This is a genomic window from Enterococcus sp. LJL90 (assembly GCF_056924355.1).
Genome location: NZ_JBXPBQ010000009.1, coordinates 50,984 through 64,991 on the forward strand (window position 1 = coordinate 50,984; position 14,008 = coordinate 64,991).

General features: G+C 39.5%; 18 protein-coding genes. 15 read left to right on the top strand and 3 right to left on the bottom strand.

Annotated features, from left to right (window positions below):
* Positions 1–3 precede the first annotated feature (3 nt).
* The 5 genes from AC1Z3S_RS16425 to AC1Z3S_RS16445 all read left to right on the top strand — a co-directional run bounded on the left by AC1Z3S_RS16425 (position 4) and on the right by AC1Z3S_RS16445 (position 3,346).
* On the top strand, positions 4–831 hold the full coding sequence (locus AC1Z3S_RS16425; protein WP_461741254.1) for a YidC/Oxa1 family membrane protein insertase: 828 nt from the start codon (positions 4–6) through the stop codon (positions 829–831).
* A gap of 14 nt (positions 832–845) precedes the next feature.
* Complete coding sequence (gene jag, locus AC1Z3S_RS16430; RefSeq protein WP_461741255.1) at positions 846–1,622, top strand: RNA-binding cell elongation regulator Jag/EloR; 777 nt, start codon at positions 846–848, stop codon at positions 1,620–1,622.
* Between the two features lie 259 nt (positions 1,623–1,881).
* Positions 1,882–2,331 carry a LytTR family DNA-binding domain-containing protein gene (locus AC1Z3S_RS16435; RefSeq protein WP_461741256.1) on the top strand — a complete coding sequence of 150 codons (450 nt, stop codon included), beginning with the start codon at positions 1,882–1,884 and terminating at the stop codon, positions 2,329–2,331.
* A 120-nt stretch (positions 2,332–2,451) separates the two neighbouring features.
* Entirely contained in the window at positions 2,452–2,976 is a 525-nt protein-coding gene (locus AC1Z3S_RS16440) for a CcdC protein domain-containing protein (RefSeq protein WP_265459443.1), read from the top strand.
* Positions 2,963–3,346: a DUF3021 family protein gene (locus tag AC1Z3S_RS16445; protein WP_461741257.1), complete on the top strand. Its 384-nt coding sequence runs from the start codon at positions 2,963–2,965 to the stop codon at positions 3,344–3,346. Before AC1Z3S_RS16440 ends, AC1Z3S_RS16445 begins: the two co-directional genes overlap by 14 nt.
* 69 nt (positions 3,347–3,415) lie before the next feature.
* Here the strand turns inward: AC1Z3S_RS16445 and AC1Z3S_RS16450 are convergent, their stop codons facing one another.
* Positions 3,416–3,721, bottom strand: coding sequence for a heavy metal-binding domain-containing protein (locus tag AC1Z3S_RS16450; RefSeq protein ID WP_265459445.1), 306 nt, complete (start codon positions 3,719–3,721; stop codon positions 3,416–3,418).
* 214 nt (positions 3,722–3,935) lie between these two features.
* Here AC1Z3S_RS16450 and mnmE point away from each other — a divergent pair, with 214 nt between their 5' ends.
* A complete protein-coding gene (gene mnmE, locus AC1Z3S_RS16455; protein ID WP_461741258.1) occupies positions 3,936–5,330 on the top strand; it encodes a tRNA uridine-5-carboxymethylaminomethyl(34) synthesis GTPase MnmE in 1,395 nt (464 codons plus the stop codon).
* Between the two features lie 27 nt (positions 5,331–5,357).
* A complete protein-coding gene (gene mnmG / locus AC1Z3S_RS16460; RefSeq protein ID WP_461741259.1) occupies positions 5,358–7,259 on the top strand; it encodes a tRNA uridine-5-carboxymethylaminomethyl(34) synthesis enzyme MnmG in 1,902 nt (633 codons plus the stop codon).
* Between the two features lie 70 nt (positions 7,260–7,329).
* On the opposite strand, the gene AC1Z3S_RS16465 is transcribed toward mnmG, so the two are convergent.
* Both AC1Z3S_RS16465 and AC1Z3S_RS16470 read right to left on the bottom strand, forming a co-directional pair.
* On the bottom strand, positions 7,330–8,496 hold the full coding sequence (locus AC1Z3S_RS16465) for a site-specific integrase (protein ID WP_265459448.1): 1,167 nt from the start codon (positions 8,494–8,496) through the stop codon (positions 7,330–7,332).
* 46 nt (positions 8,497–8,542) lie between these two features.
* Entirely contained in the window at positions 8,543–8,956 is a 414-nt protein-coding gene (locus AC1Z3S_RS16470; protein WP_265459449.1) for a helix-turn-helix domain-containing protein, read from the bottom strand.
* Positions 8,957–9,088: 132 nt separating this feature from the next.
* Between AC1Z3S_RS16470 and AC1Z3S_RS16475 the strand changes: the two genes are divergently transcribed.
* The 8 genes from AC1Z3S_RS16475 (at position 9,089) to AC1Z3S_RS16510 (ending at position 13,466) form a co-directional block, all read left to right on the top strand.
* Positions 9,089–9,289: a helix-turn-helix domain-containing protein gene (locus AC1Z3S_RS16475; protein WP_265459450.1), complete on the top strand. Its 201-nt coding sequence runs from the start codon at positions 9,089–9,091 to the stop codon at positions 9,287–9,289.
* A gap of 24 nt (positions 9,290–9,313) precedes the next feature.
* Entirely contained in the window at positions 9,314–10,027 is a 714-nt protein-coding gene (locus AC1Z3S_RS16480; protein WP_461741260.1) for a Rha family transcriptional regulator, read from the top strand.
* Between the two features lie 11 nt (positions 10,028–10,038).
* Positions 10,039–10,338: a DNA-binding protein gene (locus AC1Z3S_RS16485; protein WP_461741261.1), complete on the top strand. Its 300-nt coding sequence runs from the start codon at positions 10,039–10,041 to the stop codon at positions 10,336–10,338.
* 113 nt (positions 10,339–10,451) lie between these two features.
* Positions 10,452–10,679: a hypothetical protein gene (locus AC1Z3S_RS16490; RefSeq protein ID WP_265459453.1), complete on the top strand. Its 228-nt coding sequence runs from the start codon at positions 10,452–10,454 to the stop codon at positions 10,677–10,679.
* A gap of 1 nt (position 10,680) precedes the next feature.
* Positions 10,681–10,980, top strand: coding sequence for a hypothetical protein (locus tag AC1Z3S_RS16495; protein WP_461741262.1), 300 nt, complete (start codon positions 10,681–10,683; stop codon positions 10,978–10,980).
* Between the two features lie 4 nt (positions 10,981–10,984).
* A complete protein-coding gene (locus AC1Z3S_RS16500; RefSeq protein WP_265459455.1) occupies positions 10,985–11,188 on the top strand; it encodes a hypothetical protein in 204 nt (67 codons plus the stop codon).
* Entirely contained in the window at positions 11,185–12,069 is an 885-nt protein-coding gene (locus tag AC1Z3S_RS16505; RefSeq protein ID WP_461741263.1) for a primase C-terminal domain-containing protein, read from the top strand. The genes AC1Z3S_RS16500 and AC1Z3S_RS16505 overlap by 4 nt, the downstream gene beginning before the upstream one ends.
* Positions 12,066–13,466, top strand: coding sequence for a DNA primase family protein (locus AC1Z3S_RS16510; RefSeq protein ID WP_461741264.1), 1,401 nt, complete (start codon positions 12,066–12,068; stop codon positions 13,464–13,466). Before AC1Z3S_RS16505 ends, AC1Z3S_RS16510 begins: the two co-directional genes overlap by 4 nt.
* Positions 13,467–14,008 lie beyond the last annotated feature (542 nt).

Here is a 14,008-nt window from a genome sequence, read left to right on the forward strand (position 1 = left end):
AATTTGAAGAAGAAGCATCGACGTCTCTTACTTTCGCTGGCTTTGGTCGGCTTAGTAATCGTCTTATCAGCCTGTGGCGCAACTGGTGAGGTTAATTCCAGCAGCACCGGCGTCTGGGACCGTTTTATCGTCTATAATTTTGCCCGGGCGATTCAAGCTCTGTCCTTTGGCAATATCGGGGTCGGAATTATTTTATTCACGATGGTCATTCGGATCATCCTCTTGCCGTTAATGCATTTCCAAACGAAGAATATGCGAAAGACCCAAGAATTGCAGCCGAAATTAAAAGAACTGCAGCAAAAATATTCCTCAAGAGATCCTGAAACGCAAAGTAAAATGCGGGAAGAACAGCAAAAACTTTACGCAGAAAACAATGTTAATCCTTACATGGGTTGTTTGCCATTACTAGTGCAAATGCCGATTTTAATGGCTTTGTGGCAATCCATTTCGCGAGTGCCAGAATTGAGCCAAGGTACTTTCTTATGGTTGAACTTAGGGGAACGGGACCCTTACTTTATTTTACCGGTCCTAGCGGCAATCTTCACCTTTGCCAGCACCTATTTATCCAGCATGAGCCAATTGGAATCCAACATGTCATTAAAGATTATGAACTTTGCAATGCCTGTGATGATTTTAGTCATGGGGGTTAACTTGGCCAGCGGGTTATCCTTATACTGGGTGATTTCCAATGCCTTCCAAGTTGGACAAACTTTATTAATTAACAATCCATTTAAAATTCGGGCAGAGCGGGCAGCAGAAGCTCAAAAAGTTAAAGATCGTCAACGGGCCCTTGAAAAAGCCCGCAATCCGAAGAAAAAACGGAGAAAATAAAGGAGCGAAGAAGCATGGCAGTTTTTGAAGGAAAGACAGTCGAAGAAGCAATCGAGAGCGGCTTACAGCAACTAGGCATTTCCAAAAAAGATGCAAAGATTACGATTATCGAAGAATCTAAAAAAGGCTTTCTCGGTTTAGGTAAAAAAATGGCGCAGGTGGATATTTCACCGAAGGAGCCAGTTGTTGAAGAGGTTATGACAGAAATTGTAACAGAAACCGCCGATCCAGAAGCTGTTGCAGTGATGGAAACGGAAATTTTCGAGGCGGAACCGCAGGCAGCAGAAGAAGTTTCAGCACCGCAGATGAAGGTTTTTGAAAACTTGAATGATGACGAAGCTTTGACTGAATTAGCTTTATATATGACGAATATTTCGCAGGAATTAGGCGTGCCGGCCTTAGTAAAAATTTCCCGCAAAGCTGATGTGGTTACATTAAATCTTGAAAGCGACAAGCAGGGGATTTTAATCGGCAAGCACGGCAAAACTTTGAACGCTTTACAATACTTGGCCCAAGTCTTTATCCACCGGGCAGCGGCTAATAAATTATCCGTAGTCATTAATGTGGGGGATTATCGAGAAAAACGTCAGGCTATTTTAGAAAAATTAGCCAAGCGGACAGCCGATAAAGTTAAACAAACTGGTCAGGCGGTCTTTTTAGAACCGATGCCCGCCTACGAGAGAAAACAAATCCACTCTGTTTTGAGCCAAGATGAATACATCAAGACCCATTCTGAAGGGGAAGAGCCTTATCGTTACTTGGTTGTCGAACCCGCCAAAAAATACTTTTAATTTTTAGTTTACTGGCAAATGTGATTGACAAAGCCTGTGAAACAAAGTATATTTTACTAGAAATCATTCTTATCAAAGTAGTATACGACGCTGAAGTAATCATACTTTGATATTAAAAAAGCCCCCGGGAGACTGGGGGCTTTTTTATGTCTAGAATTATTTTTGCAGAGGAAGCTTCCGCAAGCTACATTTTCCTTTATAATGAAGTAAATGCTACTTAGTAATTTAGTAACTTAGTAAGGCTAAAGGAGAGTCGTCGATGAAGGTTGAAATCAAACACTTATCTGATCAGCAGCAGGAGGAGTCGGCTCTCTTGGAAATTTTTGAGCTGACGGCCAATATTGAAACGGCCGTTACGCTACTGCAAGAGGATGATTTTTTATTTGAGGCAAAAAATATCGAAACAGAAGCCTTCGTGAAATTAAAATTTTCCCAGCTGGTCTATGCGGAGTATTTAGAACGGAATATCTTTTTATATACAGCTGAGGCTGGCTATTCAATGCGGCTGTCTTTAAGTAATTTTCTCAAGCAGCTGCCGCAAAATTTTGTGCAGATTTCTAAGAGTGTTGTCGTCAATTTATACGGTATTCAAAACTTTTCGGCAACCGGCAGCGGCAATCTGATTATCACCGTGACAACTGGTGAAAAGCTGGTGGTCAACCGCCGCTATGTTAGAAATTTAAAGGAATTATTGCACAGTCAGTCATAAAAAAGCCGGATGTGCAGCGGAAAAAACCGGATGTGTCTGAGGCTCTTCTTTTCTTTTACAACCCCTTCTATACTAAAAGTGACCAAAGAACTAGTCACTAAAATGAAGGAGGAAAAGAAAATGATTGCTTTAGAAATGTTAGGAATGATTGTACTCAATACACCGTTGTGGGCGTGGCTTTTATTATTATTTTTTATTAAGAGAGGTTTGGCTGCTAGAAAAGATCGCCCCGTCTCATTGAAAAATTCCATCTTGATGCCAGCAATTTTTATGCTGCTGGGACTGCAACAAATCATCATGGATTTTCGCTATTCAAAAGAAGCTCTGCTGGTTTACTTAGGGATGCTGCTAGTTGGTTTAGCGGTCGGATCCCTTTTATATGGAGCCACACAAAAATTTTATTGCCAAGCAGGTCAGCTGATGAAAAAAGGCAGCAATGTTCCGATGATTGTCAGCCTCTTAAACTATCTGGTGCGCTACGGTTTAACCGCAGCCAAAAGTGTTGACCCCGGACTTTTAAATCTGCTCGTTTTCAATATCGCCTCGGCAATGATTTCTGGTTTTACAGTCGGATTATTTATCGGCGGCATTTTAAATACGTTGAAGCATAAAAACTTACTGGAGGAAAAACATGAAATGGCATAAACGCATTATCGGCGGTCTTGAGCTGGGCTCATTTGTCTATCTGCTGCTCTGTCTTTTGGGAGATGGCGTTCTGGTCAGTCCAAAGACCGTCCTGATGGTCTTTGCTATTTCGGCTTTTGTCGGGCTGACAACGGTACTCTTTGATTTGGAAAAATTAAATTTCCTGCAGGCTTTAATTATCCATTATCTGTTAGTCAGTGCTTTTGTGATTGCCAGCTTTGCAATCTTTTACCGTATCGAAAATTTACTGCAATTTTGGCTGAATCTGACAGGAATTTATTTGATTTCTTATCTAGTGATGATGGTCAAAACCAAACTGACCGCCCGCCAGCTAAATGAACAGCTGACGCAGCTTAAAAAAAATCAATAAAAAAATGAAGGCCGTTTTGCCAGCAATCCAAAATTTTCCAGATTGCTGCTAAACCTGCCTTCATTTTTTTTAGCCAATGGTACTTTGAATAAATTGCACGACGGTCCCATAAGCCAAGACATCAATTTTATCTTGATGGCGATGATAATCAAAGTGACAATTGATAACTGCATCTGCTCCATAGCTTAGGGCCTGTTGTTTTAAATCATTTTTTAAGGGAGTTAAAATAGCGTTTAAATCCGTTTCCGGGGCAAACAAATTGGTACTTGTTTCCGTTCCGCAAAAAATTATATCCCGCACGATGTATTTCCGGTCGACGTCGCCAGTGGACAGTACAATTTCTTCCAGGCGGTCAAAGTTTTCTTCAGTTGTCATAATGCATCATCCTCTCCTTCTAATTTTACCTAAGGGCAGGCGAGGCGTAAAGGAAAAGGTAAGAAAGGCAGAACTTTGTTGAAAATTTAGCCATTCTGTGATAATCTATTGCCAGTCAAATAAACAAGCAGTCAAAGTGCTTAATCCATTTCGTTTTTTCAAGGGGTGGAGTAGGCACTTTTTTGTGTCCAAAAATAATTAGGAGGCCCAATTCATGGCGAATATTACCTTAGAATTTGATACGATTGCCGCAATTTCAACCCCACCAGGCGAAGGGGCAATCAGCATTGTCCGCCTCAGCGGAGATCAGGCAATTGCGATTGCTGATCGGGTGTTTAAAGCCAACCAGACGTTGGCACAAGCTAACAGTCATACGATTCATTATGGTCATATCTATGACTCGACATCCGGAGATTTGTTGGATGAGGTGATGGTATCGGTGATGCGGGCGCCTAAAACTTTTACTAGAGAAGATGTCATTGAGATAAATTGCCACGGTGGCATCTTAGTCACCAATCAAATGCTACAGCTTTTATTACGAGAAGGCGCACGGCTAGCAGAACCCGGCGAATTCACGAAGCGGGCCTTTTTAAATGGCCGCGTGGATTTATCTCAGGCTGAGGCCGTGATGGATTTGATTCGGGCGAAGACCGATAAGGCGATGAGTGTTGCCATCAACCAATTGGACGGCAATTTAACCAAATTAATCCGCAGCCTGCGACAAGAAATTTTGGAAACCTTGGCACAAGTTGAAGTCAATATTGATTATCCGGAATACGATGATGTTGAGGAATTGACCACAAAATTATTATTGGAAAAAGCTTATTTTGTTCAAGAGCAGATTAATGCTTTGCTCTTGACCGCTAAGCAGGGCAAAATTTTGCGGGAAGGCCTCAGCACGGCAATAATCGGCCGGCCAAATGTCGGCAAATCTAGTTTGCTGAATCACCTTTTGCATGAGGAAAAAGCGATTGTCACCAATATTGCCGGCACTACCCGAGATGTCATTGAAGAGTATGTCAATGTCCGCGGCGTGCCGTTGAAATTAATCGACACGGCTGGTATTCGGGAAACCGAGGATATCGTGGAACGCATCGGCGTTGAACGCAGCCGCAAAGCCTTAGCAGAATCAGATTTAATTTTATTAGTTTTAAATCAAAGCGAAGCCTTAACTAAAGAAGACCGTGATTTACTGGCGGCAACCCAAGGCTTGAAACGAATTTTATTATTGAACAAAAATGATTTGGCTAATCAATTAGACTTGGTCGAGTTAAAGGAACTGGCTACTGGCAATCCGATTTTTCCAGTATCGGTTTTAAATAATGAAGGGCTGGCGCCATTAGAAGAAGCGATTGCCGATTTATTCTTCGGCGGCAATGTCGGGGAAAAAGATGCGACTTACGTTTCTAATACTCGCCATATTGCCTTATTAGATCGAGCCAATCAATCTTTAACAGAAGTTATCAGTGGCATTGAAGCCGGCATGCCGGTGGATTTAGTCCAAATCGACATGACCCGCTGCTGGGATTATTTAGGGGAAATCGTCGGCGACAGCGTCCAAGATGAATTAATCACCCAATTATTCAGTCAATTTTGTTTAGGAAAATAATCAACAATTTTATGGAGGAATTTAAACATGCAGTATCAAGGAGATACTTTTGATGTGATTGTCGTCGGAGCCGGCCACGCTGGTTCAGAAGCGGCCCTAGCAGCAGCTCGAATGGGCAGTAAGACATTGCTGTTGACAATTAATTTAGATATGGTTGCCTTTATGCCTTGTAATCCGTCAGTCGGCGGACCAGCTAAGGGCGTTGTTGTGCGGGAAATTGATGCCCTCGGCGGTGAAATGGGAAAAAACATTGATAAAACCTATATTCAAATGCGGATGCTCAATACCGGTAAAGGCCCCGCAGTCAGAGCCTTGCGGGCCCAAGCGGATAAACATGCCTATGCGACAGAAATGAAGCATACGATTGAACAAACGGAAAATTTAACGTTGCGCCAAGGAATCGTGGAAGAATTAATCGTCGAAGATGGCGTTTGTAAAGGCGTTGTGACGGCGACTGGCACACGCTATACCGCTCAAGCGGTGATTATTACTGCCGGTACAGCTTTGCGGGGAGAAATTATTATCGGTGAGCTGAAATATTCTTCCGGTCCGAATAATTCGCAGCCTTCAATTGGTTTGGCCAATCACCTAAAAGATTTAGGTTTGGAGATTGCCCGCTTTAAAACCGGCACACCGCCCCGGGTTAAATCCAGCTCGATTGATTATTCTGTAACAGAAATCCAACCCGGTGACACCACGCCAAATCACTTTAGCTTCAGCACACCGGATGCTGATTATAAAACCGATCAAAAGCCCTGCTGGCTGACGTATACGAGTGAAACGACCCATCAAATTATTCAAAATAATTTGCATCGGGCACCGATGTTCACCGGGATTGTCGAAGGTGTCGGCGCCCGCTATTGTCCATCGATTGAAGATAAAATTGTGCGCTTTGCCGACAAGCCCCGCCATCAATTATTTTTGGAACCAGAAGGCTTAAACACCGAAGAAGTTTATGTACAAGGCTTATCGACTTCTTTACCAGAAGATGTGCAGGTGGAAATGCTCCACTCAATTCCCGGTTTAGAAAATGTTGAATTGATGCGAACAGGCTACGCCATTGAGTATGATGTCGTCGTGCCCCATCAATTACGGCCAACTTTGGAAACGAAAGTGATTGACGGTCTATTTACCGCCGGCCAAACTAACGGCACCAGCGGCTACGAAGAAGCTGCCGGTCAAGGCCTGATTGCCGGCATCAATGCGTCATTAAAAGTCCAAGGTAGAGAACCTTTTGTGATGAAGCGCAGCGATGGCTATATCGGCGTGATGATTGATGATTTGGTCACTAAAGGGACGCAAGAACCTTATCGCCTTTTAACCTCGAGAGCAGAATATCGATTAATTTTGCGCCACGACAATGCTGATTTACGTTTAACAGAAGCAGGTCATCAAATCGGTTTAGTTAAAGAAGAACAATATCAGGCTTATCAAAATAAAAAAGTGGCCGTCGAAGCCGAAATTGCCCGCTTAGAAAAAATCCGCATAAAACCGACAGCAGAAGTCCAAGCCTTCTTAAGAGAAATCGGCGGTGCCGAATTAAAAGATGGCGTCTTAGCCAGCGACTTCTTAAAACGACCAGAAATCAGCTACCAAGATTTGCTGAAATTTATTCCTGCTGACGAAGCTTTAAACAATAAAGAAATCGAACAAGTCGAAATCCAAATCAAATACGATGGCTACATCAAAAAAGCCCAAGAAAAAGTCGAAAAACTCAAACGGATGGAAGCTAAACGCATCCCCGATAAAATTGACTACGAAGCCATCAACGGCCTGGCGACAGAAGCCCGGCAAAAACTAACCAAAATCCAACCAGAAACAATCGCCCAAGCCAGCCGCATCAGCGGTGTTAACCCTGCTGATATCAGCATTTTAATGGTGTACATTGAACAAGGGAAGATTGCGAGGGTAAATGAGGAAATGGCCTGATATAGAGCCGTTTCTTTTCTTTTTAACTACCCTTATTTTAGTTATTGACTGCATTTTGACTGCATTTGATTTAAAAAGCCATATATTGAGCAAATTTTTCGGCTGTTTCATCTTGCTTAGATTGAGTAACCTTGATGTAAATATCCATAGTAACTTTGGTTGATTTATGGCCAAGTCTTTGAGAAACATCTTTGATAGTCGCTCCACTTTCAAATAGCAAAGAAGCATTTGTTTTCCTAAAGTCATGAACCTTGATAATTTTAAATTCTGGAAAGTGGCGATGAATTCTAGCCATAACATCATTTGCATAGTTCTTATACAAATATTGCCGGTCACGGTATAGAACTGAATTTCTAAAGACTACAGTTTCTGAAAAATTGTCATCACGAATACCCAATTTTAGTTTTTCTTGGATAATATGATTACGCCAGTCTTTCAAAATCTCAACTGTCCGATCATCAATAGTTACTACACGATTAGAGCTTTGTGTTTTAGTATCTTGTACCAGCGGTTCCCCATTTTGCATTTCAGCTAACGTTTTGTTGATGGTGATACTTTTATTGCTAAAATCAATATCTTTCCAAAGCAAGGCTTGAGCTTCGCCTTTACGCAAGCCAGCAAAAGCCAATACTCTAAAAAAGGTATAAGCTCTTTTATCATTGAGTTGAGCTAAGCGCTCAAAGAATTGTTTGAGCTCTTCTTTTGTATAGTAGCTGTCAGCAATCTCACGCTTGTTAGTATTTCGTTTAGGTATGATTGTCCGCTCCATAGCATTATCAGTTAACGCTCCTAATAAGAGGCCATAACCCAGCACCATCTTAGTATATATTCTGAGCTGCTTATAGGTTGATAATTCATCCGCCCATTCGTTTAAAGCTTTTTGGCAATATATAGGAGTTATTTTGCTGATGATTAAATTACCGAAAACTGGTAAAATATGATTATCAAAATGTATACGGATGCGCTGCTCAGTCGTTTCTTTAATACCTTTTTTGTGTTGCTCAAACCAGAGGTGGTAAAGCTCTTCAAAGTTCATTGAGCTTGCATCTCTATCTAATGTTTTATTTTTATCGAAGTCCACTTGCATTCTCGATAGTGCAAGCTGGGCTTCTTTTTTTGTGCTGAAATTCCTTTTTGTAACATTGATTCTTTGGCCAGTGATTGGATTTACGCCAAGATAAGCTTTAAACATCCAATATTTGCCATCCTTCTTTTCATACTGCTTGAATGTTGCCATTGTGTTTTCCTCCCAGTACCTAGCGTGGGGCGCTTATGTATGGAGGTTATTCAGTATAATCAGAAATTTTAGTTAAATTTTCAACTTGTTTAAGCGCTTCTTTCTTTCCTTCTCCATTGAGCTTGTTGAAATCTAGAAGTAAAGATTTTATAGATAAATCTTCAAAATCAGTTATATCTGTTTTACTAGGTTGATTATTGTGAGAATTCATTTTTCTAGCAAGTGTATCCCAACTTGCAGCATAGTTACCATTGTTGATATTTAGCCTTGAATCACTTTCACCAGTGATATATGCCACTGAAGCAGTAAATATTTCAGCCATTTTTTCTAACTTATCAATTTTAGGAATCATCATTCCTTTTTCATATTTATTTATTGAAGCATCCGAAACGCCAATTTTTGTTGCTAGTTGAGCCTGCGTTAGGTTTGCTTCTTTTCTCAATTCTTGGATTCTATTCATAAAAACACCTCCTATGTAGAAGTTTAGCATTAAAATTAACATTTGTTAATAAAAAGTTCTTGCAATCTAACATAAGTTAATATATGATGTGCTTAAGCTAACAAAAGTTAGTTTTCGATAGGGGGTGAATTTATGTTTGAAGTGTCAAATGATCTTTCTTGGCAAATCAGAAAAAAGAGAGCGTTTAGATTACTCAGTATATCAGATGCGGCTAGAGAGATTGGTATTTCTCGACAGACGTTGAGAAAAATAGAATCAGGTAAGTTAAAAAAAACTACAAAGACCGTTTTTGTGAAGCTTACTGATTGGTTAGTAAAAGAAACAACAAAATGAAAAAAATATAAGGAGGGCAAACCAATGCAAGAATTAACTTTTGATGTCATCATCAGAAACAGAAATGTTGTTGTCAGTAGTTTAAATGCGGCAGATATCTTTCAGAAACAGCACAAAAATGTATTACAAACTATTGATAATCTGAAAGATGATTGGAAAGAATTATCTAAAGAGCTGGGCTTAATTTTCAGCCCAGTGAAAAATAAGCTGGGCTCAAAACTGGGGGCAGTTCCAATATTCAAAGACTTTTTTTTCGAGAGTAGCTATTTAACGAAAGATGGTCGTACCGTAAGAAGCTATAACATGAACCGAACAGGGTTTACATTACTTGCTAATGGATTCAACGGAAAGAAGGCACTACGCTTCAAACTGGCTTATATCGCTCAATTTGATGCACTGGAAGAGGAGTTAATAAAACGAAACACTCTTTACGACTTAGAAAAACGACTTAGAGACCAACTGAGAGACACCATCAAAGCTTCATACGGTGATAACCCACCAGATAGGATTTATATGTTACTTACCAATCTGTTGTACATTGCCGTAGCTGATCATACTGCTGAGAAAATTAAGCGTGACAGAGGTTTTGAGCATGAATGCTCTGTGTTTGCAGATATATTCACCAGTGACGAAAGAACGGCTTATATCGATAAAGAGAACGAGTTGATACGTCATTTAAGAAATGGTGAGCTTGATTACTATAACTTAAAAGACCAATTATTAGAGAAAGCTCTTTAGGAGGTGAGAGTATGGCCAAGTTGAGCATTGATGAATTAGACCTTTCACCAGCGCTTAAAGAAATGGTATTAGAAGCAGCTGCAGAGGAAGGACGGCAACAAGCAAGTATCTTTATTGATGAGTACAAGAAGAAGCTAGAAACGCCCGTAGCAATGAATTATACACAAGCTGCGAAGTATTTAGGCACGAGTTACAACACATTGACAAAAAAGCTCATTCGCAAAGGATTAATAAAAGTAATCTTAATTGATGGGTACGAACGGATCAGCAAAAAAGAAGCTGATAGATTTTTAAATGATAATGCAAAATAAATAACCATCGAGCGTGGGGCGCTGGAAAACTCCTCAATCATGAGGGCACATAATATCGAGATGTCACAAAGTCAATTGTAAGTCGCAAACAGATTTAAAGGAGGAATCATCAAATGAAAATCAATGAAGAAAAATATGATCAAGAATGGGTGAACTGGGAAAAAAGTATAGAAACAGCTAAAGCGTATCTTGAAGCTGCCAGTGACCTAAGTTCTGCCATAAAAGAAGATGACAAGCTTATTCAACTCAGTAGTGAAAAAATTCAGATTGCAATTGATGAACTGCAAGCAGCTAAACAGTTAGTCGAGAAGCTAGAGTTTGTGGAATTTATAGAGGAATAACATGAAAGAGAGAAAAGAAAAAAAGCCTTTTGCTGTATATAACTTTGGCGAGTTCAGCAAATGGCTACACGATAGGGTTTCATACCTATTATTCTTTTCTCTATTATATCAAATTTTAGGAGGAAAGACCATGAAAACAATTAAAAAAGGTGATTTTTGCCGAGTGATAAAGTCAAAATATTTAAGTACAGGTGCGTTCGTTGAGATTGTAATGGAGATTCAAGAAGGAATTTTCTTATGCCGTAACGAACAAGGGAACACGATTGTAGTAGAGAAAAATCTTGAATTGGTAGGTAGTTGAATTGATGAATATTGAACAACTATCCAACAACGAACTTACCGAATTAATTAGAGAAGTATTAATTTGTGCTATTCAACTAGATGATGATGGGAAGATTCTTCTAGCAAATTCAATTCGGAATAAAGTACAAGAAAATGATACTCCAGCTGTCAAAGGATTTTTAAACAGACTAGCGAATATTATCGAGAGTGAGGCGGTGGTTAAATGATTTATAAAGGAAAAGTTATTCCGTCTATTATGGAAGAACCTACTCAAAAAAAGGTGATTGAGTTTTTCAAGGACTATCAACCAATTACAGTACAAGTACCTGATGACCCAGAAGAACAAAAGAAATTAAAAACAATGGGCGTAGATGGGTTTATTGCTGGTAAGATGTCGGCACGTGTCCGTAAGAATGAAAATTTAGTTTATAGGGATTGTTTAATATTAGATTTAGATGATGTGGTTGTATCAGAAGAAACTTTAATTCAAACGATCCATAAATTATTAAGTGATGTCTCTTATGTCCTTTATCCGACTATCAGCCACGTTTTGAAAGGTGTCCGCTATCGGTTAGTTATTCCGCTAGATGGTGCGGTAAAGGAAGCAGATTATAAGCTGTTAGTTCGTTTCTTCTCTGAAAAGCTGCTTAAAAGCGTGTTAAAGAATGTGGACTTATCCAATGGCACTTGGTCACAGATTCAATTGCTACCAGTTTTTACTCAACACGTCCACAAGGGGCAAGTTATTATCCACGAAATAGAAACACCATTCCCGTTAAGTCAGACGTTAGAAACAGCTAGGAATTGGGTTGTACCGCAAACTAAAGGGAAACCGGTTAAGAACCTAAACCAGTTTAAAAAAGGTGGGTCACGTTACCGCAATGCCACCACAGAACTGTTTGAAAGTCTAGTGTCTGGTGGCGAAGTGGGAAACCGCAACAATCGAATAGCAGCCATTACAGGCGGGCTATTAGCAAGGGCGGTAAATGTTACGGCTGTCTTTGAATTGGTGAAAGTAGCCAATCAATATTTTGACGAACCACTGCCAGAAGAAGAAGTGGAAGAAACCTTCTTTTCAATTTCTAGGAAGGAGCTTGGTGCTGATTGAGTGAAATAGTAGATTTAATGGAACTTCAAAAGAAACGCCAAGAAGAAAAAAGCAATCTACCAAAATGGATTTACTATGATGAAAACGGCACTATGAAAGTCAACGCTCAATTATTAGGCTATGAAGTCATAGAGGAAATTCCTATGATTCGAGCTAGTGAACTATCTTATGGCGCAAGATTCGATAAAAAAATCGGGTCTTGGCGCTTAGATAGTTTGAGTGACTTTCTAGATGGCTATATCACAAAAAAGTTAGAGTCCGTTGGCAAGTGGAGCCAGCAGAAATTAAGTGAGACAAAGAAATTTATCTTCATTAAAATATTTGATTCCAGTTTAAAAGAAAATCCATTCAATCGTAGTAAGCCATACTTAGCAAACTTTAAAAATGGCACGTATAACATCAAGACAGGCGTTTTAAAGCCCCATGATACAAAGGACTATATTTTGCAAAGTCACAATTATTCTATTGACCTAGCCACCAAACAAACGCCCATCAAGACAATTGAATGGCTGAGAGCCTTAACTGGTGATAGTGACAGCGCTAAGTATTTAATGGAAATAATCGGCTACTGTTTTTATCGGAGTTATGCCCCTTTTCAGACTATCACCATTTTACAGGGATCAGGGGAAAATGGAAAATCTACTTTCTTAGAAATTCTAACGAAACTACTAGGGGCGGATAATGTTAGCAACATGACTTTGCAAGACTTAGGCAATAAGCAGAATAGGTTTGCCAGTGCGAATTTATTTCAGAAAGAAGCCAATCTCTTTGCGGACGTTGATTCAGAGTTTCTCAAGTCAACAGGGTTACTCAAAGCCCTTACTGGTGGAGATCGTTTATCTGCTGAGTTTAAAGGGAAAGACCATTTTATGTTCGTGAACTTTGCGAAGCTGATATTTTCAGCCAATGAGTTACCAGCGTTTAATGACTTCACACACGGCTTTGAAAGACGGTTGTACGTTGTTCCTTTTGATTGTGTGATAGATGACGACTTCAAAGTAAAACATGATTTAAAGGCGATTGAAAAAGAGATTCCACTATTCGCCACCTATTGCATAAGTATGTTTAAAGAGGCGTTAGACCGTAAAGAACTGACCGTTTCTGACAAGATGAAACAAGCAAAAGAAAAATGGCTGAAAGATTCTAATCACGTCTTACGGTTTATTGAAGAAATGTGTGAAGTAGATATGGAATCTAAAGAAGGTGATTCGTCCAAGATGATTTATGAAGAATATAGAAATTTTTGTTATAGAGAAAATCTAAAAGAATTATCGCAACCAAGATTTACTAAGCAATTAGAGAAGATGGGAATATACAAAAATAATGCTCGCCAAAATGGAACTAGAGTATGGAGATATATTCATTTAAAAATTAAAAATCTTTACGAGAATGAATAAAAAATGTGTACCCTATCAACAATTAATAAAATGCTGTACCGCTTGTACCGGTCTCGAGGAAGCTTGATATTACAACATCTCTAGTAATGAGAAAGCTGAAAATCGTTGTACCAAACCCATACCAGTAGTTGTACCACCTAGAAATGGTACGGGTTGTGGTACAGGTATGGTACGAGTAAATCCATCTTAATTATGAATCGAAATGCTTTTATATCAACGTTTAATAAAGGTGGTACGACTGGTACAACAATAGACAACTTTTCACAGGGGTACACATATTTTAAGGAAGGCTTTTTTCAAAAAGAATCCACGTATAAATGGACAGCGAATGAAACGGTATATTCATTTGTTTTTGAAGCCAAAAGATTTACTAATTGACTAGTATACCCCACTTTAAAATAAAAAATGGCGAACCACCCGAACCATAGTCAATTAACGTTGATATAACAATGTTTCAAACTCGAACCATACCCGAACCAGAACCGAACCACCCGAACCGATAATAAAAAATACTAGTGAATGGTTCGGGTGGTTCGAGTAAG